The sequence below is a fragment of the Williamsia muralis genome (genome assembly GCF_051487485.1).
Taxonomy (GTDB): domain Bacteria; phylum Actinomycetota; class Actinomycetes; order Mycobacteriales; family Mycobacteriaceae; genus Williamsia; species Williamsia muralis_B.
Window position 1 is genome coordinate 34,461 of sequence record NZ_JAHVCV010000002.1, and the last position, 17,387, is coordinate 51,847.

14 protein-coding genes and 1 tRNA gene are annotated in these 17,387 nt (G+C 65.7%); 8 read left to right on the forward strand and 7 right to left on the reverse strand.

The window, feature by feature from the left end:
• Positions 1 to 67: 67 nt before the first annotated feature.
• Both KXR83_RS03520 and KXR83_RS03525 read left to right on the forward strand, forming a co-directional pair.
• A complete protein-coding gene (locus KXR83_RS03520) occupies positions 68 to 982 on the forward strand; it encodes a DUF3105 domain-containing protein (RefSeq protein WP_437423622.1) in 915 nt (304 codons plus the stop codon).
• On the forward strand, positions 982 to 1,782 hold the full coding sequence (locus tag KXR83_RS03525; protein WP_437423623.1) for a DUF305 domain-containing protein: 801 nt from the start codon (positions 982 to 984) through the stop codon (positions 1,780 to 1,782). The genes KXR83_RS03520 and KXR83_RS03525 overlap by 1 nt, the downstream gene beginning before the upstream one ends.
• Before the next feature lie 7 nt (positions 1,783 to 1,789).
• Here the strand turns inward: KXR83_RS03525 and KXR83_RS03530 are convergent, their stop codons facing one another.
• Positions 1,790 to 2,110: a hypothetical protein gene (locus tag KXR83_RS03530; protein WP_437423624.1), complete on the reverse strand. Its 321-nt coding sequence runs from the start codon at positions 2,108 to 2,110 to the stop codon at positions 1,790 to 1,792.
• A 158-nt stretch (positions 2,111 to 2,268) separates the two neighbouring features.
• Here KXR83_RS03530 and KXR83_RS03535 point away from each other — a divergent pair, with 158 nt between their 5' ends.
• The 5 genes from KXR83_RS03535 to KXR83_RS03555 all read left to right on the forward strand — a co-directional run bounded on the left by KXR83_RS03535 (position 2,269) and on the right by KXR83_RS03555 (position 8,068).
• Entirely contained in the window at positions 2,269 to 3,105 is an 837-nt protein-coding gene (locus KXR83_RS03535; RefSeq protein ID WP_437423625.1) for an esterase/lipase family protein, read from the forward strand.
• Positions 3,102 to 3,947: a lysophospholipid acyltransferase family protein gene (locus tag KXR83_RS03540; RefSeq protein ID WP_437423626.1), complete on the forward strand. Its 846-nt coding sequence runs from the start codon at positions 3,102 to 3,104 to the stop codon at positions 3,945 to 3,947. Before KXR83_RS03535 ends, KXR83_RS03540 begins: the two co-directional genes overlap by 4 nt.
• 52 nt (positions 3,948 to 3,999) lie before the next feature.
• The gene (locus tag KXR83_RS03545; RefSeq protein ID WP_437424424.1) at positions 4,000 to 5,595 is read left to right on the forward strand and encodes an AMP-binding protein; all 1,596 of its coding nucleotides are present in this window, start codon (positions 4,000 to 4,002) and stop codon (positions 5,593 to 5,595) included.
• A gap of 66 nt (positions 5,596 to 5,661) precedes the next feature.
• The gene (locus KXR83_RS03550) at positions 5,662 to 7,068 is read left to right on the forward strand and encodes a WS/DGAT/MGAT family O-acyltransferase (protein WP_437423627.1); all 1,407 of its coding nucleotides are present in this window, start codon (positions 5,662 to 5,664) and stop codon (positions 7,066 to 7,068) included.
• A gap of 25 nt (positions 7,069 to 7,093) precedes the next feature.
• Positions 7,094 to 8,068 (forward strand): alpha/beta fold hydrolase, encoded by a 975-nt coding sequence (locus tag KXR83_RS03555; RefSeq protein ID WP_437423628.1) that lies wholly within the window; start codon positions 7,094 to 7,096, stop codon positions 8,066 to 8,068.
• Between the two features lie 23 nt (positions 8,069 to 8,091).
• Here the strand turns inward: KXR83_RS03555 and KXR83_RS03560 are convergent.
• The 5 genes from KXR83_RS03560 to KXR83_RS03580 form a co-directional block, all read right to left on the reverse strand.
• Positions 8,092 to 8,164 (reverse strand) — tRNA-Arg (locus KXR83_RS03560).
• Between the two features lie 66 nt (positions 8,165 to 8,230).
• Positions 8,231 to 10,825: an AAA family ATPase gene (locus KXR83_RS03565; RefSeq protein WP_437423629.1), complete on the reverse strand. Its 2,595-nt coding sequence runs from the start codon at positions 10,823 to 10,825 to the stop codon at positions 8,231 to 8,233.
• Positions 10,822 to 11,994, reverse strand: a complete 1,173-nt coding sequence (locus tag KXR83_RS03570; protein WP_437424425.1) for a metallophosphoesterase family protein — start codon at positions 11,992 to 11,994, stop codon at positions 10,822 to 10,824. Before KXR83_RS03570 ends, KXR83_RS03565 begins: the two co-directional genes overlap by 4 nt.
• A 169-nt stretch (positions 11,995 to 12,163) precedes the next feature.
• Positions 12,164 to 13,795 (reverse strand): hypothetical protein, encoded by a 1,632-nt coding sequence (locus tag KXR83_RS03575; protein WP_437423630.1) that lies wholly within the window; start codon positions 13,793 to 13,795, stop codon positions 12,164 to 12,166.
• 142 nt (positions 13,796 to 13,937) lie between these two features.
• Positions 13,938 to 15,086: a hypothetical protein gene (locus KXR83_RS03580; protein ID WP_437423631.1), complete on the reverse strand. Its 1,149-nt coding sequence runs from the start codon at positions 15,084 to 15,086 to the stop codon at positions 13,938 to 13,940.
• Between the two features lie 95 nt (positions 15,087 to 15,181).
• Here KXR83_RS03580 and KXR83_RS03585 point away from each other — a divergent pair, with 95 nt between their 5' ends.
• Entirely contained in the window at positions 15,182 to 16,741 is a 1,560-nt protein-coding gene (locus KXR83_RS03585; protein WP_437423632.1) for a molybdopterin-dependent oxidoreductase, read from the forward strand.
• A gap of 1 nt (position 16,742) precedes the next feature.
• On the opposite strand, the gene KXR83_RS03590 is transcribed toward KXR83_RS03585, so the two are convergent.
• Positions 16,743 to 17,387, reverse strand: coding sequence for a TetR/AcrR family transcriptional regulator (locus tag KXR83_RS03590; protein WP_437423633.1), 645 nt, complete (start codon positions 17,385 to 17,387; stop codon positions 16,743 to 16,745).

Consider the following 17,387-nt stretch of genomic DNA (forward strand, 5'->3'; position numbering starts at 1 on the left):
CGGTCGCCGGTTCACATGCCGGCACGCACTCGTTCGCTCACCCCAGTTTTTGCACCGAAAGAGATCCATGGCCGACGCCGATAAAAAGGGCAACAAGATTCCCAAGAAACCGTCCACCACAGGTAGGTCCGGCAAGAAGAAGGCCGGGCAGGTCCCCGTGGTGAAGGCGGGGGGCGTCGGACGGCAGATCCCGTGGATGACCATCGGCGCAGTGGTGGTGATCATCGCACTCGTCGGCGGACTGGCCGCGTACCTCGTGCCCAAGTATCTCGATCAGCGCGAAGTCGCGAAGTTCACACCTTCGGCGTCCAATCCCGACCCTTCGGACAAGATCGACGGTGTCACCAAGATCTATTACCCGGCCGGTCAGCACGTGCAACCGACGCAGCGCGTGGCCTACGACCAGTCGCCTCCGTTCGGTGGACCTCACGACGCGGTCTGGGCCGCGTGTACCGGCATCGTCTACCCGAATCAGTTGCGGACCGAGAACGCCGTCCACGCGCTGGAACACGGTGCGGTGTGGATCGCCTACAACCCGGACACCATCGCTCCCGGCGACCTCGACATCCTGCAGGACAAGGTCGAAGGCGAGCCGTACATGCTGATGTCGCCGTACCCGGGCCTGGACACGCCGATCTCGCTGCAGTCGTGGGGCCATCAGCTCAAGCTCGACTCCGCAGGCGACGAACGCGTCGACCAGTTCATCGAGGCACTGCGGCAGAACTCGAACAGCGGCGTGTACCCCGGTCAGCCCGACGCCACCGCGTATCCCGAGATCGGGGCATCCTGCGCGGCGACGCCCGGCGCGTTCGACCCGAACAGCCCGCCGCCGGCGGACGTCGGCCCGATCCCCGCTGACGCCATCCCCATGGACGGCACCGGCACCACCCCCGCCACCGAGGAGGGACTGGTCGCACCGGAACAGCCGATGACCACCGCTCCCGCCCCGGCGCAGCCCGTCCCGGCCACACCTGCGGGCTGATGGACGACTCGGAGTCCGGCACCGACTCGAACACCCCCCAACAGGCCGAGACCGGCTCGGGCACCGGAACCGGACCGACTGAGGCCGAGCAAACCCCCGCTTCTGGCGCACAACGCCGACAGTTACCGGCGATGCTGGTGCTCGGCGCTGTCGCCATGCTGCTGCTCGGTGTGGTTGTCGGCCTGTTGCTCCGCATCAGTTTCGAAGGCGACGACAACAACAGGCCCGCCGAGGACTCGGCTGCGGTGGGCTTCGCGCAGGACATGATCCGTCACCACCAGCAGGCTGTGGAGATGGCGACCATCGAGTTGTACGGCGGAAGCGACCCCCAGGTGCAGTCGCTCGCCTACGACATCCTCACCTCGCAGACCAACCAGATCGGTCAGATGCAGTCGTGGCTGACCCGCTGGGACTATCCGCTCGACAATCCCGACGAGGCGATGGCCTGGATGCAGGGTCACAGTGACGGGCACGGTCACGGGGGCAGCACTGGGTCGAGCATGTCGATGGGGCCGAGGGCGCCCGGTTCACCCCCGATGCCGGGGATGGCGACCACCGAGGAGATGACAAAGCTGCGCACGCTGCAGGGCGCCGAATTGGACACCTACTTCCTACAGTTGATGTTGCGACATCATCAGGGCGGGACCGAGATGATGGAGTTCGCCACCGAGCGCGATCACGTCCAGGAAGAGTTCGTCCGGCAACTCGCGCAGCAGATGGTCAATGTCCAGCAATCGGAGTCGGACACGATGACAAAGATGCTCGAACCCCGCGGGGCGCAACCTCTTCCGATGAATTAGTCGCCGGTCACCGGGCGGGCGGCAAGTCCTCGAAGATCGATCGCCAGTACTCCTCGGGAACGGTCTGGCCGGACTTGAGGATCAGCGCCAGGCCGGTCGCCATGAAGATGCCGAGGATGCCCAGCCACAGGCCGAACACCCCGATGGCAATCCAGGCCGCGGTGACCAGTGGAGGCCACGGATCGAGCACCACCAACAGCGGGGCGAAAAGGAACCCGAGTCCGATGTACCAGGACGAGCCTGCCCGATCCATGATCAGGACCGCCCGTAACCAGCGCGGCGCCCCGGGCAAAGTGGTTGTGACTGTGTTCTGTCGATCGATATCCATACCTTCAGGGTCGCCGCATCGGTGGTTGAAAACGATTACGCCGGAGGTAAGAAAAGCGCCCCCGCCTGCGTAGTCCGACCGCTGCCCGGCGATATGGCAACGCAAAATGAGAACACGTTCTAGTATGGGACCATCCACACACGGCTCGGGGATGGTGCATGTACGACTTCGAAGAACGACGTGACGATGGCTCCACCCTGTCATCAGAGCGGTTTCCCAAACCGCCTCTCGCGCTGACCGCGCTCGAACTGGCTCGCGTGATGGTCGAGTACCCCACCTCGGCGGTGGTGGACGCCATCCTCCCGAGCCATGGTGTGGGCGAGGGACGTCCGGTGCTGGTGATCCCCGGTTTCTACGCAACCGACGGCCTCACCAGCAGGATGCGTTCCCATCTGCGCGGTCTCGGCTACCGAGCCCACGGATGGCACCTCGGCCGTAACTTCGGATTGACCGACCACATCGTCGAGGGGCTACCCGACCGACTGGACCGACTTCACCAACGTTATGGCGTGCCGGTCAGTGTTGTCGGCTGGAGTTTCGGCGGCCTGCTCGCCAGGTGGCTGGGCCACGAACGTCCCGACGCGGTACGGCAGGTCATTTGTCTGGGGTCCCCGTGGCGGCCTGAGGGTGAGGTGACCAGGACGACGGCGATGTTCGAGCACGCCGCACGGAAGTACGGTCTGGTCGACAACGCGCGAGAGATCGTCGACACTCTCCGAGGACCGCTCCCCGTCCGGTGTACGGCAATCTATTCCAAGACCGACGGCATACTCAACTGGCGCAGTTGTGCACTCGACGAGGACGACAATGGCGAGAACATCGCCGTTCTCAGCAGCCACATCGGGCTGGTCTCCAATCCGTTGGCCCTGAGCGTGCTCGCCGATCGACTGGCCCAAAACCCTCTTGCGCCAGAACCTTTCGATTGGGCGCGGTGTGTTCGTCATACCCTCCTCGGTCCATCGGTGAGCGCCCCGACCTTGAGAAAGAGCGCATGAGCACCGACAAGACGCCCGGCGAGCCCGGCGACGAGCCCACGGGCGCAGAGTCGGGCGAAGCACTGTGGGAGTTGCGCGACGGAGCGTGGGTGACCCGGTTGATCCCGATCCTGCGATTGGCGGTCAAGGGCTGGTTCCGGTCCGAGGTGAAGGGCATGGCGAACGTGCCCGACGGCGGAGCGCTGCTGGTCTCCAATCACTCCGGAGGCCTCCTCGCGATGGACGTGCCGGTGATCGCGGTGGAGTTCTTCGATCACTTCGGCAGCGAGCGCCCGCTGTACGTGCTGGCGCACGACATGTTGTTCATCGGCCAGGGCAAACAGCTGTTCGCTCGCGCCGGTTTCGTTCCGGCCAATCGCCGCAACGCCGACCAGCTCCTCCGCAGCGGCGGTGTCACCATCGTCTTCCCCGGTGGCGACTACGACGTGTTCCGGCCGTCCACCTCGGCCAATCGCATCGACTTCAACGGCCGTACCGGGTACGTGCGCACCGCGCTCGAAGCCGGGGTGCCCATCGTCCCGGTGGTGAGCATCGGCGGGCACGAGGCGCAGATCTTCCTCAGCCGCGGTGAGGATCTGGCCAAGCTGTTGCGTCTCGACAAACTCATGCGGACCAAGCTCGCCCCGCTGTCCTTCGGTTTCCCGTTCGGGTTGTCGCTGCAGTTCCCTCCGAACCTGCCGATGCCCACCAAGATCGAGACTCGGGTGCTCGAACCGATCGACATCGTCGCGGAGTTCGGACCCGACCCCGACATCGCTGAAGTCGATCGTGTTGTCCGCGACCGTATGCAGTCCACGTTGGATGAGATGGCCCGTGCACGCCGCTTCCCGGTGCTCGGATGATTACAGGATCAGGAGCCACGTCGTGACCGAGTTGATTGGCCGAATTCGCCGGATGCTGTGGACCATCGGGGTACTCGTCCGCAGTGGCATGCTCGCCGCACTGCGCCCGGACAAGTACGTGCGGATGGGACTCGTGATCTGGCGTCAGGGCACCACACCGATGACCGGCCTCGGGTTGGCAGCAGCGCGGCGGCCGAACGCGACTGCCCTCGTCGACGAACTGGGCAGCCTGACGTGGGCGCAGCTCGACACCCGTAGCGACGCTCTCGCCACAGCGTTGCGCGACCTGCGGCGAGAGCCGGACCAGACTGTCGGCATCCTCTGCCGAAACCACCGCGGCCTCGTCGAAAGCCTTTTGGCATCAACAAAACTCGGTGCCGACTCGCTCCTGTTGAACACCGGGTTCTCCGGACCTCAGCTCACGGAGGTACTCCTTCGCGAGCACACCGGCGTCCTCATCTACGACGAGGAGTTCGCCGACCTCGTGGCCCACGCCCGTTCGCACGTCGAGGACCTCGCCGAGGTGATTGCGTGGACCGACAGCAGCACCGACGCTCCCACCGTCGAAGGGCTCATCAACAAGCATCGTGGCGCCAGACGTCCGGGACGTCCGGATTCGCCGGGACGTATCGTCCTGCTGACCTCCGGCACCACCGGGACCCCCAAAGGCGCACGCCGCTCCGGTGGCGGGGGCGCCGGAGCGCTCGCGGCAATGTTCGACCGCATCCCCTGGAAGGCCGAAGAGAAGATCGTCGTCGCGGCCCCCATGTTTCATGCCTGGGGTTTCGGACAGCTCGCCGTGGCCGGGACGATGACCTGCACCGTGGTGATGCGCCGCAAGTTCGATCCGGAGGCAACGCTGAAGTTGGTCGCCGAGCACCGGGCCACCGGTCTCGCGCTCGTGCCGGTGATGCTCGAACGCATCATGGATCTGCCACCCGAGGTCCTCGACCGCTACCAGCTGAGCTCACTGCGTTTCGCCACGGTCAGCGGATCGCGAATGAGGGCCGACGCCGTCATCGGTTTCATGGACCGGTTCGGCGATGTGGTCTACAACAGCTACAACGCCACCGAGGCGGGCCTGATCAGCACGGCGACACCTGCCGACCTGCGCGCAGCGACAGACACTGCCGGCCGGCCTGCAGCGGGCACCGAGGTACGGATCCTCGACGACAACCTCGACGAGCTACCTCTCGGTGAAGTGGGAAAGATAGCCGTCTTCAGCAACTCTCACTTCGAGGGGTACACGTCTGGTGACTCCAAGGACTTCCACGGCGACTTCATGTTGTCGGGCGACGTGGGCCGCCTGGACGAGAACGGCCGGTTGTTCGTGGTCGGCCGCGACGACGACATGATCGTCTCCGGTGGCGAGAACGTCTACCCATTGGAGGTCGAGGAGACGCTCAACGCCCATCCCTCGGTCCTCGAAGCTGCAGTGCTCGGCGTCGACGACGACAAGTACGGACAACGGCTGGCGGCCTACGTGGTGCTCAAGCCCGGCGAAGATGCCTCCTGCGACGATCTCAAGGCACACGTCAAGTCCCAATTGGCCGGCTTCAAGGTGCCCCGCGACGTCGAGTTCCTCGACGCTCTCCCCCGCAACGCCACCGGCAAGGTGGTCAAACGCGAGCTCACCGGACCCGCGTGATGACAAACGCGGAACAGTTTGGGTAAGTCGCCGATGACGCGCCCCGCACCCCTCCATACTTCCGGAATGGAGCGAATGGAAGGGGTTGATGCCGGCTATCTGTACATGGAAACGCCAACCATGCACATGCACACGCTGAAGATAGCCATCATCGAGCCGCGAGAGGGTTTCACATTCGAGCGTTTCCAGGAGCAGATGCTGGCCAGGCTCGGCCAGCTTCCCCCGCTGCAACGACGGGCGCTGCCCGTACCGCTCTCGCTCAATCACCCGTTGTGGATCAGTGACCAGCCGATCGAGCCCGAGCGGCACCTTTTTCTGCACGACCTGCCGGCCCCCGGAGGTATGGCGGAGCTCGAGGCGGTCACCGGCGAGATCGCGGGAACCCCGCTCGACAGGTCGATTCCGCTGTGGGAGATGCATGTGTGCCAGGGCATGGCCGACGGGCGAATCGCGGTGATAGGCAAGATGCACCACGCGCTCGCGGACGGCGTCGCGGCCAACGCGTTGCTGGGCAACATCACCGACCAGAGTGACGATCCCGAGCAGAACCCTGCGCCACAAGAGGATTCGAGGTCTGACAGCTGGGATCTCGAACCGACGCCCACCAAGGCCGAGCAGACCCGGCTGGCCCTGTCCGATGCCATCCGCCAGATGGGCACGGTGCACGGCCTCCTGTCGCGTACGGCCGCCGGAGTCAGTGCGGTGGTGCGGCATCGTCGGGGTGAATCGGTGTCGGTACCCCGACCGGTCCTCGACGCGCCCCGGGCATCGTTCAACGGCGCTCTCGGTGCCTCGCGCATCTTCGCCACGTGCACGCTCCCCCTCGACGACATCAAGCAGGTGCGAAAAGCCAACGGCGTCACCGTGAATGATGTGGTGCTGGCGATCGTCGCGGGAGCGCTGCGCGACTGGACCAGGTCGCGCGGTGAGGACCTGTCCGGATCACTTCTGGCCGGGGTGCCGGTATCCACCGACGACCCCGAGGGTCCCGCGCGTCTCGGCGGCAACCGGGTGTCGAATCTGTTCACCACTCTCGCGACCGACGTGGACGATCCACGTGAACGGTTGCTCGCCATCTCACGGACAACCGCCGCCTCGAAGAAGGTGCAACAGCACCTGGGTCCTCACATGCTCACCGACTGGGTACAGTTCACTCCGCCGGCACCCTTCAGTGCGGCCCTCAAGCTCTATTCGAAATACAACATGGCGGCCAGACACTCGCCGCCGTTCAACGTCATCGTGTCCAACGTCAAGGGTCCGGCGCAGGACGTGACAATCGCCGGTTCGAAGCTGAGTGATCTCTTCAGCGTCGGACCACTCATCGAAGGTATCGGCCTCAACGTGACCGCGTGGTCCTACGCCGGCCGGCTCAACGTCTCGATTCTGAGCTGCCCAGACCTGGTGGACGATCTCGGTCCGCTCGTGGCACGTATGCGTCCGGCTCTCTATGAATTGGCGAACATGCCCGACTGAGCAGTTCGAGCGAGAGGACGACCAAATGACAGTGCAGCTGGCCGGAAAGGCCCTGAACCGGGTCGCGAGTACCAGTGCCGACGCCCTACGTAGCGGGGTGGGGGCAGGACTGAAGCAGATCATGCCGTCCGCACCTGCAGTCGACGCCGTGCCCGAGGGACGGATCGTCGAGCTCCCCGGGCGTGGCCGGACGTTTGTTGTCGACGTGCCCGGCCCCTCACCCACCGCCCCCACGATCGTGTTGCTGCACGCGCTGGGATGCACCTCTTATCTGAGCTGGGTGGCCACCTTCAGCGAGCTGTCGCAGCACTACCGGGTTGTCACGTTCGACCAGCGATGGCATGGGCGGGGTATCCGGTCGTCGCGTTTCCGGTTCGTCGACTGTGCCGACGATGTGGCGGCCGTGATGGACGCCCTGGGCATCGAGCAAGCAGTCGTGGCCGGTTACTCCATGGGCGGCGCAGTGGCCCAGTTGACGTGGCAGCGGCACCGGACGCGTGTCTCAGGTCTGGTGCTGTGCTCCACCGCGAGAAACTTCCGTGGAAAGAAGGGCGAGCGACTGTTCTTCCCTCTGATGACCGCCGCGATGCACCCGTTGGCCAGCTTCGCGCTGTCGCATGTCGACCGGCTGGCACAGACCCTCCCCGAGCTGCCGTCGGTGGAAGTGGCGAACCCGACCGCGTGGAGCAAGGTCGAGTTCCGCAGTACCAGCGCATGGTCGCTACCCGAAGCGCTCGGTGAGCTCGGCCGTTTCGACTCTGCGTCCTGGATCGGTGGGGTCGACGTACCGACTGCCGTGGTGGTCACCGGAAAGGACCACATCATCCCCTCACGCCGCCAGCGCAAGCTGGCCGACTCGATACCCGACGCCCAGGTCTTCACCGCGCGGGGCGGGCACGCAGCCATCGTGTTGGGGGCTACAGGGTGGGTTCCGGTGTTCCTCGAGGCGGTCCAGAACGTGACCGACCGTGTGACACCCGGTACCAGAGCAGCGATCTGAGCCGGAGATGTTGCCTGAATCTGTGCCCCCGGCAGGATTCGAACCTGCGGCCTTCCGCTCCGGAGGCGGACGCTCTATCCCCTGAGCTACGGGGGCTCATTGGGCGAGAGTCAGCCTAGCGCATCGGGTGTGGGCATCCCAAAACGGATGGGCCGGGCGCGTTCACACGGCCACGAGGTGAGCCCCGCCCACACCCTGATAGCGCTGCGGTGTGCACGTGAGCACGATGACCTGGGTGTTCCGTCCGGCGTGTCCCAGGACCGCTCCCATGCTGGCCAGGCGCTCGGGGTCGGTGTAACCCAGGGCGTCATCGATGATGACCGGAACGCCGTCTGCGGGGTCGACGAGCATGGCGCACGCCAGCCGGCTGATGATGCCCAGCTGTTCTTTCGCGCCGCCGGACAGGGCATCGTGGTCGACGGTGACCCCGTCGAGCGTCCGGGTGGTGATGCGCAACTCCTCATCGATCCCGACACCCAGGCTCGACCCGAACACAACCTTGCCCAGCCGGAGTACCTGGTCGGTGAACGGCTGGACATAGCGGCGCCGGGTGTTGTCGCGGTGACGCTGCAGCGTGTGGAGCAGCAGTTCTGCCGCCTGCGCACGGACCCTCACCCGCTCCAGGACGCCCTGTGCGGCTTCCAATTCGGTTGCTGCGGCATGCAACTGGTCCAGCTGGCCATCGTCGCGACGGATCTCGATGCGCGTACGCAATTCGGCGATCTCGGTCCCGAGACCGGCCAGGCGCGGCTCTGCATGCTCCACCAGCGCGGAGACGTTGGCGTAGTGCAGTTCCAGTGTCTCCGGGTCTGCCTCGTCGATGTCGCGGGCGGCACGTGCCATCGCCTTCTCCGCTTGTGCGATGTGCTCGACGATCGCCACCCGCCGCTCCTCCAGCGCCTCGTCGGTACGACCGTCGCACAATTGATGATGCTGGTCTCGGAGATCATCACGGTCGGCGCGCAGCTGGACGAGACGCTCGTCGAGGATCCGGTGCTCGTTGTCCAGACTGCGCAGCTCGCTCTGGACCTCTGCTCGTTGCTGGGTGACTCCGGCGAGCCGAACCGAGGCGGCACCTGCACGCCGTTCGGCCTCCTCGACGTCGACGGTGCCTGTGGTCGTCGGCTGGGCGTCGATCCGAGATGTCAACTCGGCCAATTCGGCTCGCAGTGTGTCCTCGTCATGGTCGCCCAGAACCGCGGCCAGCTGCGACCGAACGCTGTCGACAGCGTCTGAGGCCCGCTCGCGACGGCGCACCTGAGCCCGCAATTCGGCGACGTCCGCGACGCCGCGCTCGTCGAGGAATCCCGCAAGCGCCCGCTCCGCACCGGCCAGCCGGCCGGCCAGTGTTGCCGACTCGGCGCCTGGCGCCACGGCCACCCGCACCACACCGTCCACCTCCACCACCGTGCCCTCGGTGAGTGCGAACTCGGTGGTCGCCGTGTCGACACCGTCGACGGTGATCGCGTGGCCCCCGAGTTTCATGACCGAGACAATTGCTGCCGCAGAACGCGATTCGGCGCGTGCGACGGTGACTCGGTGGGCGAGGTCTTCGGCGATGTCGAGGTCGTCGTGGTCACTGATGACAGCAGCGACCTCGCGCCGGACGGCCGTCAGCTGTTCGCGCAGCGACCCGACGCGCTCCAGCAGTGCGGTGATCTCGTCGCGGCGCGTGCGCAGTGCACTGTTCTTCGCCGCAGCCCTGGCGGCGGCGACCTCCTCGGCCGCCCGGGCCTCTGCCAGCCGCGCATCCTCCATGTCGCGGTCGAGGCGTGTCAGCTCGACCCGGCGCGTGTCCGCGACACCTCTGACGTGTTCGACCGCCCGGGTGGTCACGTCGATGGTGTGCTCGCAGTCGCTGACCCGCTTGCAGGCTGCGGCGCGCTGGGCCTTCTCGCGGTCGAGAAACTGCAATTCGTTCTGGAGAGAACGCATTTCGGTTCGGGCCTGGTCATGCCGCCGTTGCAGCCCCACCGCCTGCTCTCGCTGCTCGGTGAGTGAGGCCAATTCCACCTTTGCCATCTCCAGGGAGTTCGCCAGTTCCCGACGCGTGGTGGTGAGCGTCTCCAGGCGCGCGGCGTCGGCGGTCACCTGGTCCATCGCAGCGGCCAGCTCGGTGTGACGAGCCTGGGCACGTTCCACGTCGGCTGTGGCCGTGGCCAGTTCACGAGCGGGACGTCCTTGTGCCGCAGTGAAGTAGCGTTCGTACTCCGCACGTACCGCGTCGAGCAACGCCGAGTCATCCGATCCGGGGTCGGTTTGGGACGACGTCGTGCCTGCTGCGGTGTCGAGTGCACGAGACAACGCTGCGCTCGCCGACAGTTCGCCGACCACCGGGTCTCCCGCCTGCAGCAAGCGCAACGCCTTGAACAGGCCCGCGTCGACACGTTCATCGAGGATGGCACACACGCGCTCATGGGCCGCGCGGCCACTGAGCTGCTCTTTCACCGGCTCATCGATGACCAGTTCAGTACGGGCACCCCGGTTGTACTGCTTGGTGTAGGTGAATCGGTAGGGGCCACAGCTGATGTCGGCCTCCACCACCGACCCGACGTCGAGACCGGATGGGGCGACGGCACGTACCTTGCCGCTCTTGCTGTCCGAGCGCACCTCCAGCAGCAGATCGAGAGCCTCGATCATCGATGACTTGCCGGCCTCGTTGGCGCCCTCCACCACGGTGACCCCGACCTCGGGAAAGATGATCTCCCGCTCGGTGATCCCGCGAAAGTGGCTCAGCCTCAGTCGATGCAGCTTCACCGGCTACCACCGGCGAGCCGGAAGAGCAGGGCGAGGGCCTCCTGCGCCGCGACTGCCTGCGAGTCGGTGGCGCGTGCCATCTCCGACAGTTCGGTGACGGCGTCGCCGATGAAACCTGTCAGTGCCATCTCGGCGAAGTCCTCGTCATCGGGTCTGATCACCAGGTCGTGACGCAGATCCCAAAACGTCAGTGCGGCAAATCGATCCGAGAACTCCTCGAGCATCGCATCGAGTTCTGATCGTTCGGTGATGGTCACAGACCCACGCAGCGCCAATTGCACCACGGTGTTCGCCTTGTGGTCGAAGGCGTCGAGGCGCCGCCGCAATCCGGAGATGTCGTCGGTGCTGTTGATGTCGTGCTCGACGGTACGAAAGGCCCACTGCCCCACGGGTTCAGCAGTGACATGCACGGTGTTCTCATGCTGCGCAGGGATGACGTCCGGCATGTACTGGCCGCGGGTGAGGGTGACCACCAGTGCACGGCCCGGATCCTCTTCGCGGTGATCGTAGTTGGTGACCTCCTGCGCTCCGGAATACCAGATCCGTCCGGTGTCACCGATGTCGGTGACCGAATGCCTGTCTCCCAGAGCCACGTAGTCGATCAACCCGTCCGCGATGGCGCGTTCGAGTTCGGCGACCTGGATGAGTGTCGGGTCGTCGGAGTCGGGCGCGAGCGTGTCGACCCGTCCATGACCGGCAACGATCCGGATGTCCTCGCTCGGCCCGAGCGAGGAGACCTGCTGAGCGATCGTGTCGGCCAGCGGCACCTTGCTGGTCCACGGCGCTGCGATCAGCTGCACACCGGGGCGCACATGAAACGCACCGACCGTTCCCAGAACGTGGACGTGGTCGGGTTTGTGGTCGGCGAACACGCGCGAGTTGTAGATGCTCGCGGCGTCGAGCGGGTCGTGATTGCCCGGGAGGAGGTACACCGGGCAGCCGATCTGCTGCATGTGGTCGAGGCTTCGACGGATGACCCGCGAGGACACCTGCCGGTCCTCGAACACGTCCCCGCACACCAGCACGAACTCGGCGTTGTGCGTAGCGGCCAGCTGACCGATGCGTCCGATGGCCTCCTGACGCGCTGCTGTGTACCGCGCCTGGGCATCACCCTTGAGGAAGTGCCTGGTCATGCCGAGCTGCCAGTCCGCGGTGTGGATGAAGGTCACCTCTTGCGCAGGCAGCGACAACGGCAGGGCTGCACTCATGGGTGACCTCCTCTCGTGGCCCGGATCGAACACAGTGACGACTGGTCCGATCCTACGAGCGGTGTCCGACAGAGCGTTGGACCTTCAGCGGTGGGTCACGTATCGCTTATCGAGGCGCACACACCGTCTTTCAGTATCGCTCGCTCTCGATCACCACCGGTCCGGCCACCGCGACCACGATCAGCCGTGTGTCGTCGGCGATCTCGTAGCCGAACTGGTATCCCGTGTCGACGTCGTAGCGCGAATCGCGATCCTGTCGACGCCCGGTTCCATCGACCACGATGATCTCGCACAATCCCGGTTGGGTGTCGGCGCTGCACGAGTAGTCGACCAGCTCCGGCGATGGCTGCGGGTCGACCACCGACACCCCGGCGTAGATCTCGGGGCTCACGGCCTCGACATCGACGGTGACCTCGTCTCCGGAACCGATCGTGGCCGCGGGTTCTCGCGCAGCCAGCCCCGAGAAGTCCAATCCGACAACGGCTTTCAGGGGATCGGTGTCGACCCGTGAGATGGCCCGCTGAGCGACGGCGATCCAGTCGAAATAGGTTGCCACCGGACTGATCTTCCAACCGCCGTCGGCCGGTACCGCGACCACATGACCGAAGGCACCGTACAGACGCTCGGCAAAAGGGCCGCCGTCGGAGATGCAGCCCTGGTCGTCCTCCCCGACCGTGCGTATGCAGTCACCGTCGAAGACGACTGTTGCCTCGGTACCCTCGGAACGAAGTGTGGCCTCGAACTTGTCGATCCGGACGCGCGCCTGGTCGTTGTCCCCCCTGGTGACCTCGACGTCGAGATCGTCGATCGTCACCGGCGACTCGATTCCGAAGTCGAAGTCGAACTCGGAGTCCGCCTCCAGCTCAGCATTGATGCCAGGGGCGTATGTCTTGAGCAGTCGCGCCTCGACCCCGCCCATCGCGTCCGCGACATGAGTGATGTCAGCGGTCTGAAGGGTCTCGACCAGACCCTCGACGAATCCGGCCAGGGCGCGTTCGGGCGAGTCATAACCGGCCTCGGACGGGCCGGGATCAGCTGTCTGCCAGCCCATTTCCTCTGCGGTGTACTGGGCCGCGGTGAATGTGGGACTGACGAACCAGCCACCGTCGCGCCGCACCGACATCAGGAAAGGCGCCTGCTCGCGGTCACCGACCACCACGGTCTCGGTGCCGGTATCGACGTCGTCGGCTGTGGTGGTCTTGTAGGTGACCTCGGGTCCGGCGATCGAGACCTCGATCTCGACGGCACCGACAGCCGCCGGATCAACGTCGGGGACGAGGTCGGCCAGCGACTCGATTGTTCTGGCATCGATTGTCAGGATGATGGTGGCGCGTTCGATCGAGACCTTCGTCAGATCGGCTGCCACCGACTCGGACGTCAGACGCAGATCCGAGATCTCCACCGAGACGCCTTCGAATTGATCGATGGGTGACTGCCCGGTGGATCCCAGCTTGCTCTGCAGGTCTCCGATGTCACCGATGAGTCCGGCCAGTTGGTCGGTCTCATCCGGCGGCAACAGTAGTCCGAGCCTTGTCCAGTCCTCGTCCTCGAGGGCGCCCAAGAAGTCCTTCACCGAGTTCGTGGCGCTCGACGCCCCGTTGACCTGGGTGAGGACCAGCCGGTTCACCGCGAATCCGCCCGTTGCCACCAGGACTATCGCAGCCACGATCGCAATGGCCTTGAGAAAACTGCGGTTACGCAGTGGAGCGGGCGGTCCGGGTTGCGGCGCAACTGGGCCGGGATTCGACGCCGGGTAGGTCATCGGATCACACCACTTCGGGCCAGGGACGGCGCCAATGCCTCACGCCAGACGATGAACGCCGGCACGACGAACCCGACAAGCCAGAGTGCCAAGGGCGCCGGTTGGTTCCAGTTCACCCGCACACTCATCACCACCAGGACCGCTATCGCGGTGATGACAAGCCCGATCGCAAAGCCGAACAGCGCTTTGTGCTGGTCCCCGGCCCACTCGACATCCTGTCGCGCACGAGTGTGGCCCCCGCCAGGGCAAGCGTGAAGAACACCAGCGCTGCGAGCACGGCGGACGTTGCCGAGTACAGGGTGAGCCCGGCGACCGACAACGCCACCCAGAGCAACGACACCGCCATCACCAAACCCAGCGGCGCACTGTAGTACTCGTGCTGCGTCATCGCGACCCGGCGCGGTAGCCCAGGCGACAACGCAGCAGCCCCGATCCCACCGAGGACGGCGATACCGAGGTAGCCCGTTGTCACCGAATCAACCGATTCGTATGGCACTCCCGGCAACGACACCATCAGAGCCCACCCTGCAACAGCCCATCCCAGAAGCGAAAGCGACAGGGACGAACCAGTTTTACCGGTGGCCGCCGTCAAGATCAGGCGGCCGACCACGATCAGCCAGGCCACGGCTGCGGCCGCGGAGACCAGCGGATCGAGGACGCTCACGCGCAGGCCTGCGACGGCATCGAGGTTCTCCACGAAACGCACCACATCGATCACCACGGCGGACACCGTCATCACCGCGAACAGCCCGCCGACGACAAGAAGAAGAGCCCGCGACTGCCGACCCGCGACGCCGAAGCCGTCGTGGCCCCAGACATCGAAGAGATCGGCCTCACGCGGCTGCCCCGCGAGAATCGCTCCCGCCAGTCCGATCCATACCGCCGGACCGAAACCCGTACCGCCGTAGTCCCATTCGGTCCAGCGACACGAGATATCCCAGCCAAGGCAGACCATGACCACTGCGAGATAAGGGGCCACACAGATCAGTTTGAGCGCACGCAGCTTTCCCGGCGTCCACGTCTGCCCGAACATTCCCCGCCGACTCGCGGCCGGCAACAACAGCGACAGCAGCGAGAGGCCCGTGACGATCGCGACGTCGACGCGGAACAACGCGAGGGTGTCGGCGTCCCAGTCCAGGCCCAGCGAGACCAGCAGCGCCACGGCCGCCAGCAAGTCCCGGACCCGGTCTGCTCTCGTGGGTGTCCACGGTGCGCCACCGACAAGCGAGGCCGAAGGCGGACGTTGCAACACATCCGAGGGTTGCGATGGGGGCACCGTTCCTGGTTGCAAAGTGCGCTCCTCCCGTTGGGCACCAATGCAGGTCACATCGTAGGTCAGGGTGAAGCAAAATCCTGTCATCCATTCGGCGCAGGGATACTGGGCAGATGAACCCCTCCCCCCGCAGTCAGCCGGTGTTGTCTGCCGCTGCCGGAACATCCAGCGTGGCGCTGGGACTCGGCGTCGGCTACCTGCTGGCACCTGCCGTCGATCGGAGTTCGTCGCCTCTGCAGGCCGTCGGGTCCGAGGTGATCGACCGCATGCCCGAGGGCCTGAGGGAATCGGCCATCGATGCGTTCGGCACCGCCGACAAGACAGTGCTGCTGGTGACCATCGCGGCAATCATGGCGGTGCTCGCCGCATGCGCCGGAGTGGCCGAATACCGGCGTCCCCCGGCCGGGCTCGTCATGGTGGCCCTGGTCGGAGCACTCGGGGCCGCAGCGGCGGTGGCGCGACCGAACGCGTCGCTCACGTGGGCACTACCCACGATCGCTGGGGTGGTGGTCGCCATGGTTGTACTGCACTGGCTGATACGGGCACTGCGCCCACGGGTCGGCGAACCCGCGGGCCACACCGATGCCCACGGCGACCGGTCTGCCACTGCCACCGACCGACGCCGGTTCCTGGTCCGAGCCGGCGCAGTCGGGGGCGGGGCGGTCCTGGCCGGACTCGGCGGTGTGACCGTCCGACGGGTCAGTGGCGGGGTGGGAGCCGACCGTGCCGCCTTCGCCGTGCCCGATGCAAGTAATCCGGTCACCACGCAAGCGCCGTCCATTGCTCAGGTCAGCTCGTTCATCACCCCCAACGACGACTTCTATCGCATCGACACCGCGCTCGTGGTGCCACAGGTCAAGAGCACAAGCTGGTCGCTGCGCATCCACGGGATGGTCGATCGAGAGATCAGGCTCGATCTCGAACAGTTACAACAAGACAACAACGCTTTCGACGCCGTCATCACACTGACCTGTGTGTCCAACAAGGTCGGCGGCGACCTCGTCGGCAACGCGACCTGGACCGGCTACCGCCTGAAGGATCTCCTGGCCGCGGCCGGTCCGTCCGCGGACGCCGACATGGTGTTGTCGACCAGTGCCGACGGATGGACCGCCGGTACTCCGCTGGCCGCCTTGACCGACGGCCGCGACGCCATGCTGGCGGTGGGGATGAACGGTGAACCGTTGCCGCTCGAACACGGCTACCCGGTCAGGATGGTCGTCCCGGGCCTGTACGGATACGTCTCGGCGACCAAGTGGGTGGTGTCGCTCGAGGTCACCAGATTCGATCGCGCGGAGGCGTACTGGACCACGCTCGGATGGGCCGAGAAGGGGCCGATCAAGACCAGCTCGCGCATCGACGTGCCGAGGACCGGTTCCTCTCTCACCAGCGGCCCGGTCACCGTCGGAGGCGTGGCGTGGGCACAACACCGCGGCATCAACGGCGTGCAGGTGCAGGTCGACGACGGGCCGTGGAACGACGCAGAACTGTTGGATCCCAACGTGATCGACGCATGGCGACTGTGGAGGTGGCAGTGGGATGCCCCATCCGGTGAGCACCGCCTGAGGGTTCGGGCCATCGACGGCGAAGGCGTAGCGCAGATCGAATCGGAGACACCGTCGGTGCCGGACGGAGCGACCGGACTGCATTCGGTCGAGGTGCAGGTCCGGCCCTGAGCTATCGTGGCTCGGCGCAGTCGGCCATCCATCCGGCAAGCAAGGCCAGCGACCTTCGCGCCGCGGCATCATCGCGGTCGACGAGCCACCACTGCACGGTGCCGAACAGCATCTGCAATGCCGACCGCACCAATTCACGTTCGGACACTTCCCATCGCATCCCGCAGCGATCGCCGATCTCGGAAAGATAGGTGTGCCCGTACTTCTCGGCGATGGTGTGCTGCAGCAGCGCCTGGCCGGCCGACGCCGATTCCGTCGGCTGCCGCAACGAGAACAGCATGGACTCGATCATGAGCAGCCAACGATTCGGGAATTCGGCCGCGCGTGCCCAGACCGCAGTGACCGCCTCCTGGATGGAGATCCGGAGCGCATCCCTGCCGGTACCGAGGTTCTCGGTCGGCACCGAAGCGAGAAGCGCCTCGAGTTGCTCGGCGATCACCTTCTCGATCATCGCGGCGACAAGTTGTTCCTTGTCGTCGAAGCAGTAATGCACCACGCCGAGGGAGACCTTGGCTTCCTCGGCGACACCACGCACGGTCACCGCGCTCATGCCGCCGCGGTCGGCAAGCGTCAGAGCGCAGTTCACCAATTGTGTGCGGCGGTCCTCCACCGACAACCGGCGCGAACCTGGAACGTCACTGCGCAT